The sequence below is a fragment of the Desulfovibrio mangrovi genome, from assembly GCF_026230175.1.
Classification (GTDB): Bacteria; Desulfobacterota; Desulfovibrionia; order Desulfovibrionales; family Desulfovibrionaceae; genus Halodesulfovibrio; species Halodesulfovibrio mangrovi.
In genome coordinates, this window is sequence record NZ_CP104208.1 from 2,596,376 (window position 1) to 2,615,248 (window position 18,873).

Annotated in this window: 15 protein-coding genes; 4 read left to right on the forward strand and 11 right to left on the reverse strand. The window is 58.9% G+C overall.

All coding sequences use genetic code 11. The annotated features are described in order from the left end of the window. The first annotated feature begins 40 nt into the window (after positions 1 to 40). Complete coding sequence (locus N1030_RS11805) at positions 41 to 3,622, forward strand: FAD-binding and (Fe-S)-binding domain-containing protein (RefSeq protein WP_265825682.1); 3,582 nt, start codon at positions 41 to 43, stop codon at positions 3,620 to 3,622. Positions 3,623 to 4,353: 731 nt separating this feature from the next. Here N1030_RS11805 and rd read toward each other — a convergent pair. From rd to N1030_RS11850, 9 genes are all read right to left on the reverse strand, one after another. Then, positions 4,354 to 4,512, reverse strand: a complete 159-nt coding sequence (rd, locus tag N1030_RS11810) for a rubredoxin (RefSeq protein WP_265825683.1) — start codon at positions 4,510 to 4,512, stop codon at positions 4,354 to 4,356. A gap of 26 nt (positions 4,513 to 4,538) precedes the next feature. Next, on the reverse strand, positions 4,539 to 4,919 hold the full coding sequence (locus N1030_RS11815) for a desulfoferrodoxin (protein WP_265825684.1): 381 nt from the start codon (positions 4,917 to 4,919) through the stop codon (positions 4,539 to 4,541). Positions 4,920 to 5,066: 147 nt separating this feature from the next. Continuing rightward, positions 5,067 to 5,408, reverse strand: a complete 342-nt coding sequence (locus N1030_RS11820; protein ID WP_265825685.1) for a PilZ domain-containing protein — start codon at positions 5,406 to 5,408, stop codon at positions 5,067 to 5,069. Positions 5,409 to 5,553: 145 nt separating this feature from the next. Then, entirely contained in the window at positions 5,554 to 7,566 is a 2,013-nt protein-coding gene (locus N1030_RS11825; RefSeq protein ID WP_265825686.1) for a methyl-accepting chemotaxis protein, read from the reverse strand. Positions 7,567 to 7,841: 275 nt separating this feature from the next. Then, on the reverse strand, positions 7,842 to 8,873 hold the full coding sequence (mltG, locus tag N1030_RS11830) for an endolytic transglycosylase MltG (RefSeq protein ID WP_265825687.1): 1,032 nt from the start codon (positions 8,871 to 8,873) through the stop codon (positions 7,842 to 7,844). Beyond that, positions 8,870 to 9,310 (reverse strand): Holliday junction resolvase RuvX, encoded by a 441-nt coding sequence (gene ruvX, locus N1030_RS11835; protein WP_265829058.1) that lies wholly within the window; start codon positions 9,308 to 9,310, stop codon positions 8,870 to 8,872. Before ruvX ends, mltG begins: the two co-directional genes overlap by 4 nt. 162 nt (positions 9,311 to 9,472) lie before the next feature. Next, positions 9,473 to 11,173 carry a methyl-accepting chemotaxis protein gene (locus tag N1030_RS11840; RefSeq protein ID WP_265825688.1) on the reverse strand — a complete coding sequence of 567 codons (1,701 nt, stop codon included), beginning with the start codon at positions 11,171 to 11,173 and terminating at the stop codon, positions 9,473 to 9,475. A gap of 177 nt (positions 11,174 to 11,350) precedes the next feature. After that, a complete protein-coding gene (locus N1030_RS11845) occupies positions 11,351 to 12,142 on the reverse strand; it encodes an acyl-CoA dehydratase activase (protein WP_265825689.1) in 792 nt (263 codons plus the stop codon). A gap of 2 nt (positions 12,143 to 12,144) precedes the next feature. Next, complete coding sequence (locus N1030_RS11850) at positions 12,145 to 13,422, reverse strand: double-cubane-cluster-containing anaerobic reductase (protein WP_265825690.1); 1,278 nt, start codon at positions 13,420 to 13,422, stop codon at positions 12,145 to 12,147. A gap of 420 nt (positions 13,423 to 13,842) precedes the next feature. Here N1030_RS11850 and N1030_RS11855 point away from each other — a divergent pair, with 420 nt between their 5' ends. Together N1030_RS11855 and N1030_RS11860 are read left to right on the forward strand one after the other, a co-directional pair. Beyond that, positions 13,843 to 15,537, forward strand: coding sequence for a hydantoinase/oxoprolinase N-terminal domain-containing protein (locus tag N1030_RS11855; protein WP_265825691.1), 1,695 nt, complete (start codon positions 13,843 to 13,845; stop codon positions 15,535 to 15,537). Between the two features lie 94 nt (positions 15,538 to 15,631). Further along, positions 15,632 to 15,973 carry a hypothetical protein gene (locus tag N1030_RS11860; protein WP_265825692.1) on the forward strand — a complete coding sequence of 114 codons (342 nt, stop codon included), beginning with the start codon at positions 15,632 to 15,634 and terminating at the stop codon, positions 15,971 to 15,973. Between the two features lie 95 nt (positions 15,974 to 16,068). Here N1030_RS11860 and N1030_RS11865 read toward each other — a convergent pair whose 3' ends face one another. Beyond that, complete coding sequence (locus N1030_RS11865; RefSeq protein WP_265825693.1) at positions 16,069 to 16,200, reverse strand: hypothetical protein; 132 nt, start codon at positions 16,198 to 16,200, stop codon at positions 16,069 to 16,071. Between the two features lie 41 nt (positions 16,201 to 16,241). Continuing rightward, positions 16,242 to 16,904 carry a GntR family transcriptional regulator gene (locus tag N1030_RS11870; RefSeq protein WP_265825694.1) on the reverse strand — a complete coding sequence of 221 codons (663 nt, stop codon included), beginning with the start codon at positions 16,902 to 16,904 and terminating at the stop codon, positions 16,242 to 16,244. 263 nt (positions 16,905 to 17,167) lie between these two features. On the opposite strand from N1030_RS11870, the gene N1030_RS11875 reads away from it, so the two are divergent. After that, positions 17,168 to 18,835: an FG-GAP repeat domain-containing protein gene (locus N1030_RS11875; protein WP_265825695.1), complete on the forward strand. Its 1,668-nt coding sequence runs from the start codon at positions 17,168 to 17,170 to the stop codon at positions 18,833 to 18,835. Positions 18,836 to 18,873 lie beyond the last annotated feature (38 nt).

Sequence of the window (18,873 nt, forward strand, 5' to 3'; positions counted from 1 at the left end):
CATCAGGGTTCTCTTTTCTGTAACACTGGGAGTATGGAAAATGCCGCACAAAGGTCCACACATATCAATTAGTTCCGAATCGTTGGTGAACCGGGTGCTGCGTATCGATCTGGACGAGTTTGAGGACTGGCCGGAAGCCGTCCGGGAAACGGCCATCGCGCTGGCCGAAGAACTGTTCCTCGTCCGCTACAACCCATTCATTGACGCCGAAACCGTCCGCCAGAGCGTTCAGGCCCGATTCGATCAGGCCGTACCCGGTCTGGCTCATCACTATGCCACCACGCTCCGCGAAGGCCTGACCATGTTCTGGAGTTCCTTCGACTCCGACATGGCCTTCCGTGACGATCTCATCAAGCGCATCGGGCAGGTGGTTCCCAAAGACCGCATAGATACCCGTCCCGGTTCGCTGGTGGAATGTTCCACGGACGCCACGGACCTGCGCATGGAACTTCCCCTGCTGGTGGTCGCGCCCGCCAGCGCCGAGGAAGTGAGCGCCGTGGTGCGCCTTGCCAACGAGATGAAGTTCGCGCTCATCCCGCGCGGCGGAGCCTCCGGCTGTACCGGCGGTGCCATTCCCGCACGCAAACGCACCGTGGTCATGACCCTGCAGAAACTCAGCAGGATCAAGGACGTGGACACCAAGGCCATGACGCTGACCGTTGAGGCGGGCGTCATCACCGCCACCGCCATCAAGGCGGCTGCGGACAAGGACCTGCTGTTCACCGTGGACCCCGCTTCCAAAACGGCGTCCACCATCGGCGGCAACATTGCAGAAAACTCCGGCGGCCCGTTTGCCTTTGAATACGGCACCACGCTGGACAACATTCTTTCCTACCGCATGGTTACGCCCACCGGAGAAATAGTGGACGTGGAGCGTGTGAACCACCCGCGCCACAAGATCATGGAAGGCGAAACCGCAGTCTTCGAGGTGAAGGACGTCTCCGGCGGCGTGCGCACGGTCATAACCCTGAAAGGTGATGAAATCCGCAAGCCCGGCCTCGGCAAGGACGTGACCAACAAATTCCTCGGCGGCTTGCCCGGCGTGCAGAAGGAAGGCACGGACGGCATCATTGTGGAAGCCTGCTTTGTGTGCCATCCGCCGCAAAAGCACTTCCGCGTGGTGGTGCTGGAATTCTTCGGCCGTTCCATGCACAACGCCATGCTGGTCATCAAGCAAGTCGTGGCCCTTCGCGACACCATCCGCACGCAGGGCGACCTGGTGAAGATTTCCGCGCTTGAGGAATTCGGCATCAAGTACGTTGAGGCCATCGAGTATCAGAAGAAATCCACCCAGTATGAGGGCAAGCCCATCTCGGTGCTTATTTTGCAGCTCGACTCCAACGATGAAGACGCGTTGGAACAGAGTGTGCGGGACATCGTGGATATCTGCGCCCCCTACGATCAGGTGGATGCCTTTGTGGCCAAGGATGCCGCGCAGGCCGAGCACTACTGGGAAGACCGGCACAAGCTCTCGGCCATTGCCCGCCGCACCTCCGGCTTCAAGATCAACGAAGACATCGTTATTCCCATCGACGTCATTCCCGACTTCTCGGACTTCATCGAAGCACTGAACCAGAAGTGCATGGGCAAGGCCTACCGCGCCGCGTTGCAGGACGTGGGCCGCGTGCACGGCATGCCGCTGGAAGACAAGTCCATGAACAGGGAGTTCACCTACGCCTCCAAGGTGGCGCAGGGCAAAATTCCCACATCCGAACTCTCCGATCAGGAAATGCTGGACCGCGCCACGGCCTACTTCAACGAGCTGGCCGAAGCGCACCCCGGCCTCAAGCGGCATTTCCAGAAAATCCATGAACACATGCTGGCCACCCGCATCATCATCGCCAACCACATGCATGCGGGCGACGGCAACTGCCATGTGAACATTCCCGTGAACTCCAACGATCCCGTCATGCTGCACAACGCCGAAGAAGTGGCCGAAGAGGTCATGGCCAAGGCGCAGGAGATGCATGGCGAGGTCACAGGCGAACACGGCATCGGCATCACCAAGATCAAGTTCCTGTCCGAAGAGAAGATGCAGGCGCTCAAGACCTTCAAGAGCCGGGTGGACCCTCATTCCATCATGAACCCTGCAAAGCTGACCCAGCGCGAAACGCCGGTGAAGCCGTTCACCTTCTCCTTCAACAGGCTCATCAAGGATATTCAGGCATCCGGTCTGGCGGACAAGGACCGTCTCATCGGCCTGCTCACGAACATCCAGGTCTGCACCCGCTGCGGCAAATGCAAGCAGGTGTGCCCCATGTTCTTCCCTGAAAAATCGCTGCAGTTCCACCCGCGAAACAAGAACCTGAGCCTCGGCGCCCTGCTTGAGGCCGTGTATTACTCGCAGGTGAACAAGGGCAAGCCTGACGAAAGCCTGCTCGCCCAGTTGCGAAAGATGATGGAACATTGCACCGGCTGCGGCAAGTGCACCGCCGTGTGCCCCGTGAAGATCAACTCCTCCAGCGTGGCGCTGGAGCTGCGCGCCTTTGTGGATGAAGAAGGCGCAGGCGGCCATCCCATCAAGTCCAAGGTACTGGATTTCCTTTCTAAAGACATCCAGTCCCGTGTGCCCCGTGCAGCCAAGATGGCGGCCATGGGCCAGAGGATGCAGAACAAGGCGCTCAGGCTCGTTCCTGCCTCGTGGCGCTCCGGCCTTGAGAACCCGCTGTTCGCAGGCCCCGGCCCCGAGATCGGCTACCGCAGCCTTGCGGAAGCCATCAAGCTGGAAAAGGGCTCCCTCTTCGTGCCCAAGTCCCATGCCGGCTCCAAGCCCATTGAGGCAGTGTTCTACTTCCCCGGCTGCGGCGGATCGCTCTTCTACAGAAACATCGGCCTTGCCGGTCTGATGCTCCTGCTCAAGGCCGGTTACGCCGTGGTCATGCCCGATGAACACCAGTGCTGCGGCTATCCGCTGCTGGCAGCGGGCAAGGACACGCTCTACAAGCAGAACCGCGAACGCAACGTCGCCTCCATGAAGGCGATGTTCGACAAAGCCGCCGCACAAGGCCTGCACATCAGCCACGTGGTGACCGCCTGCGGTTCCTGCCGTGAAGGGCTTGAGAAGTACGAACTGCCCGCCAACCTCAAAGCCGGTCTGGTGCACAAGGATATCGTACAGCTCATTATCGAGCAGTCCGGCACCGAAGGCGGCATGCAGCTTCCCAGATTCGCAGAAGGCAAGCCTCTGGTCTACCATGCGGCCTGTCATGCGGAATGGAGCGGCGTGCACAAGGTGAAGGCGGCTGGCATTTACCAGAAGGCACTTGCCGAGATGACCGGCGCCAAGGTGACGATCAATCCCGGCTGCTGCGGCGAATCCGGCATGGGTGCCATGACCAGCCCTGAGATCTACAACAAGCTGCGGGCCCGCAAACAGCTCCAGCTGGAATCCGGCCTCTCCGGCTATCCGGAAGGCGCTCCGGTCATCGTGGGTTGCCCCTCCTGCAAGGTGGGCATTGCCCGAACCTTCATCAACATGCATGAAAAACGCCCTGTACTCCACACGCTGGAATACATTGCGGAGAACCTGCATGGCGAAGACTGGAAAAAGACCTTCAAGAAGCTCGCCACGGACGCCCAGAACGGTGGTGCCCTACGGGTAGTAGACGACAGCGCGCTGTAGTCTGCCTTGACCGACAAAACAATCAGCCGGAAGGAGAGCCCTCTCCTTCCGGCTTTTTTCATGCGTCACGGCCCACTCTGCCTCTGTGACCTTTCAGGTGTGTTCCAAGCAGTTATGCACAGAAAAAACAGGCCGTCACCGGGCTAGTGGCGGCCTGTCTGCCGGGTGGGCTTCCGGCAAGGTAAAGCGCGTATCAGGCAAAGGCTATGGCAAAATAACAGACATGCTTTCCGCCGCTACGTAAGCAGACTGGCGGCAAGCACCTCTAGGGCAATTATAGTGACGGCAACGCCAAGCGTGTATAATGAATCCATGATGGTACCTATATCAGACAATTATTCGGAGGCGGAGCTTACTTGCCGCTCCTTCGTGCAACGCTCTTCTTCAACCCGATCGGAATGAGGACCAGCAAATTTCAGCGAACCTTTGAAAAAACGGCGGACGGAGCCTGCTCCTGCCTGCGGCGACGTGATGCTCAATTTCCGGATCATATTCACTCCTTTCGGGTACTGTGTCTCGTTGCCCCTCTTGTATTGAAAATGAAAATCAAAATCAATATGTTTTTTTGGAAAAATATTCCGCCAGCTCTTCAGGACCTCGAAAATATATTTTCCATGCTTCCTTTCTGTCGGATACAGCTACCGCCCAAACACGATTATCTCCTCCAACCCTCTGAAGGCACAAAAAAAGCCCCCGCTTGGCGGGGGCTTTTCATGTCATCCAATCTCTGCCTAGGCAGGTTCGAATTCGCTCTTGGGAGCGCCGCACACGGGGCACACCCAGTCAGAGGGAATGTCTTCGAACTTGGTACCGGCAGCTACGCCGTTATCGGGATCGCCTTCGGCGGGATCGTACTCATAACCACAGATGGAACAAACGTACTTCTGCATGGGATTATCCTCGTATTCTCTTGATCTTACAGCTCAGCCTTCCAGTGGCCGTGCAGGTTGCAGTATTCGCGGGCGGTAACCTTGGTAGCGGAGATGCAGAATTCAGCTTCCGGAGCATCGCCGGGATTGAGGAACTTGGTGTAGCTCACGCCGTCTGCCACCAGTTCGATCCACTGAATCCAATGCTTCTCTTCCATGGGATGGGCCACGGCACCAACCTTCACCTTGAAGCCATTGGGGGTCTTCTCGATGACAGGTACGTGCTTTTCCTTGGCCGCGTCAACAGTGCCTTCTGCCTGAAGCTGCATTTCTTCGCCGCAACAGACGATCTCGGCACCGCCGCCGACCAGAACTTCAACCATGTTGCCACAATGCGTGCACTTATAAACTTCGAGGAACTTGGGCATGAATGACTCCTAGCTATCGTTTTATTTTGTATGTTGTTCTTGCAAGGTTTGTCAGTAACAATTCCTAACACGACCACCATACATCCGATGCGCGGTCAGTTCAATCCCAAAGTGAAATTTTTTTGGGTCTGATACCGCAAACAGTCGTCAGGGATTGAGCAGCAACTGCAAATCAGAGGCCGCCAACTCAAGCTCACGATCGAACTTAAGCCCGCACTCATCCCCATTCACCCAGCGCACCGAACTGCCCAGCCCGTTCAACTGCACCCCGTTCATGTTCAGCTTTGTATCGAAATGGACGGAAGATAGTGATTCCGGCCGCGAACCGGCCGCATTAAGATATCGAATTCTCGCCCCACCCGGACTGATGTCGATAAGGTGCACCTCAAGGCTCTTTCCACCATAATGAACGCAACACAAATGGCTGAAGCCGTAAGCCTTGAGCTCAAGACGCGAATGCTTGCGACGTTCAAGGTGTGATGTCGTCATACTCCCCCCGCTGTTGTTTCACTGTCTGTGAATGCGTCGCTCCGCAAACGGCGACGCATCGGCAATCCCCCTGCCAGATCACCAGGCCAGCAGGCAGGGACAACAATTCTCCGGCAATACGCCGTCCCTGCCTGTCATGCCATGATTATTCCTTGAAGCGCTCCACCATGGCGCTCAACTTGTGCGCCATGCCTGCCACTTCCTGAATGGCTTCGTTGGCCTCCTGTATGCGTCCCGCAATGGTCTGCGACAGGTGGTTGATGGAGTTGATGCTCCGGTTGATCTCTTCGCTGGTGGCGGATTGCTGCTCGGATGCCGTGGCGATGGAGCGCACCATATCCGCCATCTGCTCCGACCGCTGAACGATCATGGAGAAAATCGCGCCGGTATCACCGGCCTTTTCGGCCGTACGCACGCTACGTTGCTGGGTTTCCTGCATGCCCTGCACCGCTTTGCGGGTGCTTTCCTGAATATGCACAATGGCCTGTTCCACCTCACGGGTGGCGGTCATGGTCTTTTCCGCAAGCTTGCGTACTTCGTCCGCAACTACGGCAAAACCGCGCCCGGCCTCTCCTGCCCGCGCCGCCTCAATAGCCGCGTTCAGCGCCAGCAGGTTCGTCTGGTCCGCAATATCGTTGATCACGCCGATCACGTTGCCGATATTCTGGGCGCTGGAGGCCAATGCATCCAGACTGCCCGCCAGCTCGGCTGCGCGGCTGGACATATCCTTGGTTTCCTGCACGGTGGAGCCCATCTCCTTGCCGCCCTGCGTGGCTTCACCGCTGGCCTGCTCCGCAAGCTGCGCCGTGGACGTGGCGCTCTGGCTCACCTCCAGCACGGACACATTCATTTCTTCCATGGCAGTGGCCACCTGACTGGTCTGGCCGGCGGTTTCCTCGAAGTTGCTCGTCACTTCGTTCATCTGGCTGGAAAGCTGCTGCGCCGCCGAGGCCAGATTCATGGAAATGGCCGTCACTTCCTCTGCCACCGCAAGCAGGTTCTTACGGTTAGCCTCAATCCGGGCTTTGTCCTGCTCTTCCTGCGTCAGATCGATCATCACGCCAATGGCGCCGGTTACCGCACCGTTGGCATCCTTGAGGGGAGAAAACTCATACTGCAACGGGAACTGCACACCATCCGCACGACGGAAATTCATGCGTCCGCTGGTGCTGCGTCCGGTGGCCAGCACCTTGTCGGCGATGTCCTCATCATGCCCTCCACCCAGCAGCACGCTGTTCAGACGAGTCTCTCTTCCGGCAGAACCGTTGGTCCCCAGAATGGCCCGGATGGGGGAGTTGGCATATTCGATTCCCTGTGTCTTGTTCACCACCACAAGCGGCACGATAATGCCGTTCAACACGGACTGGTTGTACTGCAGCTGGTCGCGAATGGTTTCCACCATCTTGGCAAGGTTGCCGCTGAGCACACCCAGTTCGTCCGTACCGGAATCGGAGAAATTGATGGAGTAGTTGCCCTTTTCAATTTCGTGGCTGATGCCGGTGATGGAGCGGATACGGTTCACGATGCCGAACTTCATGAACAGCAGAAGCACGGCAATGAGTCCCGCCATGCCTGCAAAAGACAGCCCCGCCCCAACATACTGGGCCTGATGCAGCATGCCCATTTCGCTGGAAATATCCTTGAGCATGACCATGGAACCGAGAATCTTGCGGCTCGCACCGTGGCAGTGGTGGCAGCTCTCGGCATTCTCAATAGTATAGGTAGCCGCAAAGTAAGGCTTATCGCCGATGGTGAGGGTTTCAAAGCGCTTGACTGGAGTCTCCAGCGATTCCGTCACAATAGCAGCCAGAGTGGGATTCCCGATCTCGCCGGCCAGCTCCTTGCGCTCTACCGTCTCGCGGGTGCCGTAGCTGACCACGCCCTTGAAATCGGTCAGATAGACGTCGATATTGTCGTATTGCTCGCGGATATGCGCAAACTTGGCGCGGGTGCCGGCGTCATCCCCCACGGACATGGGATCTTCGATGGCGCTGAGCAGCATGTCAGAAACGGATGCTGCGGCATCATGAATGAGGTAGAAGGCGGTTTCCTTCTGATTGTAGGAATTGGCAAGGAATAGACCGGAAAAGGAGAGAACCGAAGCCACTGTGACAAGGAAGAGAACCTTGATCCCCAGGGAACGAAGCAAGAACTGCATAGAGCCTCCCGTAGCGCAGCAGACGCGCAGCGATGTGGTCCCATCATCTGTAACCGGAAGTCCGGCCACCCCCAGAATGGAAAGAACGGCAACATGAAATGCCTATAGCGCATTGCGGCAACAGAGTATCCACCCTACCGCAGTACAGTATAGCTACTTTAGCAAACCTGTAGAATACTCCACAAGTTACGTCAAGTAAGGCGTCAATTTTTAACCATTAGTTACAAATCCGACAGGTAGAGTGCGCAACGGGGCCCACTGCGCACAGCGGACCGCTAGCGCCTGCGCCGCAACTGATATTTGGCTACAGCTGCATTGTGCTCTTGGAGTGTCTTGCTGAAATGATGGCTGCCGTCACCCTTGGCGACGAAGTACAGATAGGAGTGCTTTTGCGGAAACACCGCTGCGCGTATGGCTTCAAGCCCCGGTGAACAGATGGGGCCGGGAGGTAACCCGGGCTGCATGTAGGTATTGTAGGGATTGGTGGCGTTACGGAGATCTCGCTTCGTGATGTTGCCGTTAAAAGCTGGGCCGATCCCGTAAATAATGGTCGGATCCGCCTGCATGAGCATATTCCGACGCATGCGGTTGGCGTAAACACCGGCAACCACGGCCCGCTCGTCCGCTACTGAAGTTTCCTTTTCCACAAGGCTGGCAAGAATGAGAATGCGCCGCAACTCGTCCGCAGGGGGAGGACCCGCGGGCCACAGGGGTGCCGTTTTGCTCCAGAAGGTCTGCACCAGACGCGAGGCGGTTTCCCACGCAGTGCGCGGCGTCATAACCTCTGGTTTATCCATGAGGTAGGTTTCCGGAAAAAGAAAGCCTTCCGCGTTTTCAAAGGGAATGCGGTGCTCCGCCAGAAAAACAGGATCATGCGTAACCTGACGAAAGTCCTCGGCCCGGCCGAATTCCTGCGCTTCGACCGCCTTTGCCACATCCCACCAGGCCAGACCTTCCGGGAATTGCAGGCGATACTGCACGGGCATGCCCTTCACCAGCATCTCCAGCACCTCATCCGGCGTCCAACCCGTATTGACGATGAATTCACCGGCCTGAATGGAGCCGGTAAGCTTGCGATACCGCGCCAGCATCCGGAACTTGCGAACGCTGGTGATGACATTCTTCTCGTGCAGATCTGCGGCCACCTTGTCAAAGGTAGCCCCGGGCCGGATGCGGATATGCACTTCCTGTCCGGTCGCTTCCGGAGCCGTTTTCAAAAAGGAACGGGCTTGATGCCACGTAACCAGACTTGCGACCAGGATAAGCGCCGCTACGGAGCCTAGGCTGATGGACAGAGCCTTTTTCATGCGTTTCCGTCCGTCGCACAGCGCTGGTGCTCAGGCTGATTGAGAAAGGATTCCAGAATGCGTACGGCGGCCTGCTGGTCCACCACTTTCTTGATCTCGCGTCCGCTCAGCCCCGCTTCGCGCAGGTCGTCTTCCGCCTCATGAGAGCTCAGCACCTCGGTCATGTAATAGACCGGCAGGGTGCATCGACGCTTCAGGCGTGCCACGAAGTTGCGCACCTGACGGGTCATCAGGGTTTCGGTACCGTCCAGCAAGGTAGGCAGCCCCACAACAATGGCCGCGGGATTCTCCTCCTCAATGAAGGCAAGCAATTCCGCAAAAAAACGATCCTTGGTCGTCATCACAAGGGTGCGGCGCGGAAAAGCCATCCTGCCGCCCGCATCCGTGGCGGCAAGGCCGGTCCGCTTGGTTCCGTAGTCGATGGCGATGCACTTCATCTCAGCTGAACAATCCTTATACGGGAATTCATGAAAAAAGCGCACGGGCAGCCCCGTGCGCTCCCTGTGCGCGCTGTTGTAGCCTGAGACAAGACCCCGATCAAGCACCTTGTCATACCGCACAAGGTCTCAGGGGCTGCCGTTCAGTCCAGCCCTGTCTTCCTAAATGGACACATCCGCCGCCACAATGCCGAGAATGGTGCCTTGCGCATTCCTGAAGGGACTGGAGACCGTGATGCACGGAGCACCGGTGGCGTCCGATACATAGACGCTGGAAACGTAGAGGCTGCCTGTTTCCATGGGGCCGCTGAACCATGGACGTGACGACCAGTCCCTGCCGCGGGCCTTGGCGTCTTCACGGCTTTCACTGCCAGGGCGGGGAACATTCGAGGTCGGTTGCACCCCGGTGGAGTCCGTCATGTACAGCAGCTCCACGAACGAGTGCCTGCCGATGATGCTCCGCATGGCCTGTTCCTGCCGATCCGGCATGCCGGAAAGAATATCCGGCGACGTTGCCAGCGAGTTGATCAACTCGTGCGCCTTGCCGCTGCCGATGAGCCGGAACACGCTGTTCAGATTGGCCAGATTGTCCACCTCCCCGGACAGAGTGGACAGCGAACTGAGCGAATCCCGCATGTGGCTGCTGGTGGTACCGGAAATCTCGTCCACGGTACTAATGATGGTATTGATGTGCTCCGCGCTGACGGCCTGCTGACTGGCCGCAGCGGCAATGGACTGGATCTGCCCTGCGCTCTCTTCCGCAAGCGATACGATGTTCTGCAACAGTTCGCCGGAACGGGAAGCCAGTTCCGTTGCCGCATCAACCATGCGCGCCGTCTGGTGCATTCCGTCCCGCGTCTGGGCCACCCCCTGCTTGATGGCCGTTATCTGGCTGCCCACTTCTCCGGTGGCCTGCATGGTCTTTTCCGCCAGCTTGCGCACCTCGTCGGCAACCACAGCGAAGCCTCGTCCCGCATCTCCCGCGCGGGCGGCCTCAATTGCGGCGTTCAACGCCAGCAGGTTGGTCTGGTCCGCGATGTTGGAGATAATCTCCATAACCTCGTCCACGGCATCCGCCTTGGCTCCAAGCCCGTTCACCACGCTTTCCAATGCCTGCGTCTGCGCATGCACATCCGTAATGGCCTGTACGGTCCGGTCAACGGAAACGGCCCCTTCCTGCGCCCGGTCACGGGTGGTGTCGCTATGCACCGCTGCGGCCTCCGAGGCTTCTGCCACCTGCTGCACTGCGGCATTCATCTGTTCCATGGCAACAGTGGCCTCGCCGGCCAGTTCCTGCTGCCGAAGCGACCCTTCGCTCGCGCTGCGCGCATCCTTCTGCAATGCCGCGCGCGACTCACGAATGCCGACGATGGACCCGTCCAGCGTATCAGATGAATTGAGCAACCCCTTGCAGCGGGCCTTTTCCGCAAGCTCCCGCGTTTCGACAATCTCCTTGCGGCGCTTTTCCGCATGGGCGCGGCTGTCATCCGCGTTCCGTTCAGCCGCCACCAGCGCTGCGCGCAACTGGCCGAATGCGTCTGCCAGTTCTCGCATGCTGCCGGCGGATTCTCCCCGTAACGAGGCAATCCCGCCTGCAACGGCAGCCGGAACCGCATCCCCTACGGTCAAGGCCCTTACATACTGCACCATCCGTTCTTCACGACGGGCTGCCCCGCGTACGCGAACCCATCCGGTCACGGCGATCAGCGTCAGCACGGCACAAGCCGCACCCAGCGCCAGCGTTCCCGTTTCTCCTGCTCCCGCAGCGGCCTGCGCAGGATGGGGAACTCCCACCCCGATGAACAGAACCGCCGCAACTCCCGCGATCACGCCAATGGCGCTTCGCTCCTTCATTCCTCTCATGGCGTCTCACCTCATTCTGCTCAAGTGCCGGATAAACATTGGACAAGGGACTAGTCTTGTCCCAAAACCTTTTTGAACACAACAGGATACAATATTGTAGGATAGCGCATAAAAATAGGCGGCAGGCTACAAAAACGCAGCCTGCCGCCCGAGCATTCTTCAGACATTTTACGGTTTCTACGCCGCGTTCGCCGCCCCCCACAGGGCAGCGCCCAGCGCGCCGCACATATCCGGCTCTTCCGGAATCAGCAGGGCTTCCTGTTCCGTGCCAAGCTCCCGTCGCAGCAGTTCGCGGATGCAGGGATTGTTGGCCACACCACCGGCAAAGACCAGAGGGAACTCAAGCCCTATCCGCCGCAACATGTTCATGGTGCGCCGGACAATGGATTGGTGCAGACCGAGGGCAATGCTTTCCGGCTTCACACCCTGCGCCATGAGCGAAGTGGCCTCCGTTTCCGCAAAAACGGTGCACATGGAGTTGATCACCGGGGCATCTTTGCCGAGCATGGCGTAGGAGCCAAAGGAAGCCACGTCCATCTGGAACACGGTGGCCGTATATTCCAGAAACTTGCCCGTACCGGCAGCACAGCGGTCGTTCATCTCGAAACGCCCCACCTTGCCGCCGGCCAGCACGGAAATGGCCTTTGTGTCCTGCCCGCCGATATCAAGCACGGTACGGGCCTGCGGGAAAAGATGGCATGCCGCCAGCGCATGGGCCCGAATCTCGGTAACGGTCTCCACCGGAGCGGCAAAGCCCAGATCCTGCACCAACGCACGGCCGTAGCCCGTAGATACGATTCTGTCGGGCTCGCAGCCTTCCAGCAGGGCGCGGCACTGACGCACCGGATCAAAGGTCGTGGGCAGACGACGCTGCAGAGTGGTGCTCCAGCCAGACCCGGCTGCGGCATCCGGCTCGCGCAGAACCAGTTCCATGGAACGGGAACCGATATCTATGCCCGCGATGCGCACGGCTACTTCACCATTTCCACAAAGGCTTCAATGCGGGTCTTGAGCTGCTCCACGTCCTCCATGCTGTAGTCGGTCTCGATGGAAAGCATGGGAATACCTTCCTCACGCAACACCTTGTCCACCTTGATGGCCTCGTGAGCGTAGGGCTGGCAGAACATGAGGGAATAATGCACCACGCCGTCCGCCTTGAGGTCCTTGGTCAGATTCACCACATTTTCAAGACGCTCGGTATTGGGGGTGAAGCAAGCGCAGTCTATGCGCATGTAGCGATCCACGATGGCGTCGATCATGGCATCCATGGAGGTTGCGGATTCATCCACCAGATCACGGATGTTGCGCGTGCCGATGCACGACTCTTCTCCCACGATCACCGCACCGGAGCTTTCCATCACATAGGGCAGCTTCCAGTTCGGCACAGCCATGGGGCAGCCGGAAAGCAGCAGGCGGGCAGTCTTTTCGGGAGCGATGCCTTCGCCCCGGGCAATGCGGGCTTCCATCTCATCGCACAGGGTGTTCACGGATTGCGTAAAACGCACCGGATCATCATAGAAGGAAACCTGATTGATGAGCAGAGCGTCACGGCCGGAGATGGGAGCCGGATTGGCGGCGCGCAGCGCGGAAAGACGCTGCAAGGCGCGACGTTTGTCGTTGGCGGTCCGTATGCCCTGCGCGAGCTTTTCCGGAGTGATGGTCACGCCGGTCAGACGTTCCAGTTCGTTCTTGAAACGCACCACCTCTGCGCGGAACAGTTCACGCGCATCACCGCTCTTGGTCTGGGGCAGTTCCATCACGTGCATGTTCACGTAATCGCCGAAGGCTTCATAGGCCTTCTTCTTGCCGTCGCAGGTGGTCTCGCCCACGATCATGTCGCAGGATTCGGTATAGGGACACAGGCGCGCCAGTTTGAAACCGATGAAGGATTTGATCAGCGCACAGGTATTGCGGGGCACCAGTTTTTCCGCCTGCTCAGTGCCCGCATCCGCCCCCGCACACAGGCCCACATGCACAGCGTCTGCGGCAAGGGTCAGCTCTTCGGGCACGAACACGCAGAACGTGCCGATGACCTTGCGGCCTGCCGCCTTGGCATCCTGCAGTTCCTTCACGCGCAGGCCGTGCACCTCGCTGAGAACGAAGTCGAGGTACTCCATCCCCTTGAGGCGTCCCTGCTGGGACATGTAAATATCGCCATAGAATTTACCCAGCACGGCCAGCAAGCCGTCATGAGCATCAATATCCAGATCCAGTTGCTCCCACATTTCCTTGTACGCAGCGTTGCTCATTGCTCTCCTCCATCGGTGGTGCGGCATGGTGAACAGGGACCGGCGCAGCTTGAGTCCGGCAATCCCCTCGACAACAGGACGGTCAACAGGCCCGACCCGCCATACCGATACAGGGGAAGGGCATTGCACCTTGTAGCAACGGTACAGACATGCATCCAATCGAAAATGGAAATAACTGCGGGCCATTACGATTGAATTATCCGATAGCTTACCGGAAAATGCAGCGACACAGAGCCATACCCGCTGAACTACCCGAGTTCACCACCCCGGACCTGCCCGATGCCGCAACGGTACGAATAATCATGTTCATAATCATTTGGATAGCAGGGCATGCGGTTGCCAAACCCCCTGCGGGCAGGTACATCTCAGCCCGTAAGCCGACCTGTGCAGCACAGGACGAACCCCAACAGAATGAATGCCATGAACGAACAGCATCAATATATTATCGGCGTGGACGCCGGAGGCACATACACGGACGCCGTGATCATGGATGCCGCGTCCGGCCGCGTCATCGCCTCGGCCAAACGCCCCACCACGCACTACAATCTCAGTGAAGGCATTACAGCCGTGCTTGGCGCTGTCATGCAGGATTCGCAGATACCGCCGCAGGCCGTGGCGCTTACCAGTATTTCCACCACCCTTGCCACCAATGCCCTTGTGGAAGGCAAAGGGGCGGACGTGGGCCTGTTCGTCATCGGCTTCAACCAGCGGCTGGAAGTACCCGCCGTGGCAGCCCGCTACATTCCGGGCGGTCACAGCATCAAGGGCGAAGAGTGCGAACCGCTGGGCGTCAATTTCGTTCTGGATGGCCTGCAGGAACTGCACGGGCAGGTGGATGCGTGGGCCGTATGCGGCTCCATGGCCTTCAAGAATCCCGCGCACGAGCTGGTCACGGCCAAGGCCATCCAGCTGGCCGCCAAGCTGCCCGTGTTCTGTTCGCATGAAGCGAGCATGCGTGCGGGCATGAAGGAGCGCGCCACCACGGCCTGCCTGAACGCCCAGTTGCTCCCCGTCATGCGCGATTTTCTGGACGGTATGAGCAGGGCCCTGTGCAGCCTGAACATAGGCGGCTCCGTCTATGTGGTGCGCGGCGACGCCCGCGCCATGCCCATGGAGGAAGCTCTGCGGCAGGCAGCCTCCACCGTTGCCAGCGGCCCCGCCGCAACGGCACTGTTCGGCTCGCATCAGTCCCGGCTGCAGGACGCAAGCATTCAGGATGCCCTTATTCTTGATGTGGGCGGCACCACCACGGACATCACCCTCATCCGCTCCGGCAAACCCGTGATCGATGAGGGGGGTATGACCATCGGCAAATGGGAAACGCATGTGGAAGCCGTAGAAATGTTTACCGTGGGCGTGGGTGGCGACAGCTTCGTGTGTCCCGTCAAGGATGGAGGCTTCAGTCTCGGCCCCTCGCGCGTATTACCCCTGTGCATGGCCGGTGACCTGCCTGCCCCAGAAGGCTGGCTCAGCCACGGGCTGAACGCCCGCTGCATTCTGGCCGCACCGGCCCTGACGGAGGAAGACAAGGCCGGGGACGACATACTGCGCCTTCTTGCCGAGCACGGCCCCGCAACGCCCGAACAGATCATGCGCAGCCTCAAGCTGGCGGAAATCACTGTGGAGCAGCGTCTGGCAAAGCTTGCACGTCGGCAAAAGGTCATCGAGACCGGTTTCACTCCCACCGACGCCCTGCACGTGCTGGACATGCTGCATCTCGGCAATGCCGATGCCTCATCCGCAGCAGCAGCCCTGCTCGGCGCGCCGCGTCAGCAAGATGCCCGCGCCTTCGCCCGGAGTGTGCTGCACGAGGCGGAACGCATCATCGAAGAAACCGTGCTGCGCCATGTCACTCGCCGCGAAGTAGGCGGCGGGCTGGCAGCCTTTCTTGCCGACAGGGATAAACACTCGCTCATTACGGTGGATGTGGCCCTGAACGTTCCCATGATTGGCATAGGCGCTGCGGCCCGGATGCTTCTGCCCGAGGTGGCCAAACGCCTGCGCACCACCATCACGTTCCCGGAACGGCACGAGGTAGGCAATGCGCTGGGGGCCGCACTCATGGCGCGCCCTCTGCTGCAGGGCAACGGCACAACAGACTCGCAGCAGGTGTGACGGCTTGAACTGTGCGCGCGTTTGCTATAACACCATTTTTTGACGCATTTCGATGAGTTAACGCTGGAACGAGCAGATCATACAGGAGAAGCACATGGAATTCCGCCCCAAGTCGTTTGAGGCCTGCATAGAAGTAGGCAGCGAATGCGAAGATTGCAGCATCGTGCACGCATGGGTACACGTGGACGGTGTGTGGACCGTGCACGCATGGGGAGAAACCGACATTGCGGTCTACGACCTGACCGTCACCCGCGACCCCATGCACAAGAGCGAATATTACAAAGAGATGGGCGTTACCGAGGAACGTCTCAAGCGCTATTCCCGCATTGAGTTCTTCACCCTGCTTGGCGACCACAAACACTTCGGTCCTTATGACAAGGAGTTCTTCTTCGCCGAAACCTCGGACACCGACCCGCTGCTGAAAATCAAGAAGTAGCCTTCAGACAAACAAACATGAAAGCCCCCCGACACCGCAATGTCGGGGGGCTTTTTTCATCAGATGCCGTCCGGCAGGCCTTGCTCCGCGAAAGCCTACCCTTTCTTTTCGCCGCCCACGGAATACTGCCCCTTTGCCTTTTGCTTGCAACCGCCCAGAGGGGAGGCGATAACCACGGCCGTCAGGAGCACCAGCAATAGGCATATGCCCTTCTTGAATACACGCATGGCTATTCTCCTTGCAGCAAGGGGCAGCGCACAGAAAGCGGCTAGCCCGAAAAAACGTCCGAACCGTACTGGGCCATAAGCTCGCCGGTTTCGCGGTAGTGATGGCGCATGTGCTGCTCAATGGCCATGCCGTCTCCGGTCTTGAGCACTTCCAACAGGGCCTTGTGGCGCCTGTATATGGTTTCCGGGGCATACAGCGCCTTCAGATGGTGGCTGAGCAGGAAGTGGGTCACACGCCTGCTGGAACGCTGGGAAAACTCCACCAGCAGTTCGTTGTCCACCTTGTCGAACAGGGTATTGTGAAATTCGTGGTCCAGACGGGTCAACTCGTTCAGATCGCGGGAACCGGCCGCAATTTCGCCCATCTTCTCCACGATCTCCGTCAGGCGGGCAAAATCGCCTTCGCTGAACTGGTTTATGGTCTGGGCAATGCCAAAGCCTTCCAGCACGCCGCCCAGCACGTAGCTGTCCAGAATCTGTTTGGCGGTGAGCGACACCACGGATTTGCCGACCTGCGGACGGGAAACAACAATACCCTCGCGCATCAGTTCCAGCAGGGCTTCGCGCACGGGGGCGCGACTGATCTGCAGCTCTGCCGCCACAACGCTTTCTTTGATGCGCTGACCGGACTGAATCTCGCCGTTCAGGATCTTGTCCTTGAGGTATTCTACAACCTGCTCAGAATATGTACTTCTTTGAATCATGCATGTTCCTGTTCCGGCAGAAGGCACCACCCTTCCCCCGCCGTCGATGAGGGACTATACAGGTATATTGTACGGAATATCAACCTGCACGGGAAATTAGCCCGCATGCGGCGGGTCGCCCCCGCCGCAACGGGGCACGCTGCCACCATTTCACGAGTCCGGATTGCCACATTTCATAGATTAGCCTATCCATATTGCAATGATTCTTCCGGCAGATCCCCTCACCTTTTCCCTTCCGGCGCACTGATGCCACTGGAGGCTCCATGAGACACTGGTTGCTTACGACGTCCTTTCTCACCTGTGCTATGCTCGGCCTATTCGGCATGGCAGGCTGTACCCCGAAAAACGCGCAGCAGAACAGCATGGCTGTGCCCTATTCGCTCAATCCCGACTTCGCCACCAACCCCTTTGCCCTTGGCGACGGCGGCCAGTGGGGGACGGGACTCGCCCTCGCGGATATCGACCGCAACGGTTATCCCGACCTCGTGGTCTCCGCAGGCAACGACAAGGACAACCAGAACGTGGTTGTCTACTTCAACTCCGGCGGCAACAACATCTCTGCCACCCCAGGATGGAGCTCGGCAGACAAGGACCATCACGGCACCCTCGCCGTGGGTGATATCGACGGCAACGGCTGGCCGGATGTGGCCGTTTCCGTCTTCCTCGGCAAGGATCTCTCCTACGAGGGTGGTGGCGTTAAAGTCTATTACAACTATGGCCCGCCCAACTACCTGACGGCCGCCCCCACCATCATCGACACGGGCTATCCTTCATACGGCTGCGCACTGGGAGACATGGACGGCGACGGCGACCTTGACCTTGCCGTAGCAGGCGGCGAGCCCATTCCCGAGGTGGAAAGCTTTGCCACGCAGACCTGCGGCGACGCCAAAGCGCCAAAGCGTCACGAGGGCACCTTCGCCGCCCGCGCCAAGGCCACGGAACTGGCCGGAGCTGGCGGCACGCAGGAGCCCCCCTTTGTCACCCAGGGCCGCATCTACATCAACAACGGCGGTACATTCAGCAAGGACGCCGTGTGGACCACCAGCGACAGCTTTGTGGCCATGGCCGTGGAGTTTGCCGACGCCAACTATGACGGCCTGATGGACGTCATCTTCCAATCCGCCCCTGTACGCATCTATCTGGGCATGCAGGTGAACGGCAAAGGCGGCATTCAGACCACCCCTGGCTGGATGAGTACCGATGCCAACTATTACGGCAACGGCTTTGACTACGCCTCGTCCATGACCCTGCCAGGCTCACTGGAAAAACCGGTGTTTTCCATCGCCGCCTCCTCCAACAGCTACATGGGTCAGGGGCGCGGGGGCTTCTCGCTCTACCGCTTCCTCTCGCCCTTCGTCATTCAATACACGCCGCATAACAGCACCCCCAACTGGCAATCCAGATACGGCGACTGGGGAAGCGGCGTGCGCCTTTCCGACGTGGACAGTGACGGCGATCTCGACATGCTCACCCACCGCTGGAACACGCCCGGATTCAATGATCTGAACGGCAGATTGCTCATCTATCAGGGCAACGGCGGCCTGTTCACGGAAACACCGGTATGGGAATCCGCCGCCACCTCCATCATCGAAGTCATTCAGGTGGCCGACCTCGACCGCAAGGACGAGCAGTCCGCCACCGTGGATATCACCATCAGCGACGAAAACTGGAGCCCCGCCCAAGTGGGCCAGTCTGTGGTCTACCTGCCGCAGCAGGTTATCGCCTCCGTCAACACCGTGTCCGTCAACGGCATACTGCTGAACGCAGGCAAGGACTATGTTTTCGTTACCGGACGCAACTGGCTGTCCTTCACCAAGCCCATTCCCGCCCAAAGCGTGGTTACCGTGAACTACTCATGGTCCGAAAAGCTTGATGTGGTGTATACCAACTGGAACTGCGACCTCGGCAACTACATCTACTTTCACCAGTAGGCATCCCTGATAAACTCAAAGACTCCGGAGCGTTGGCG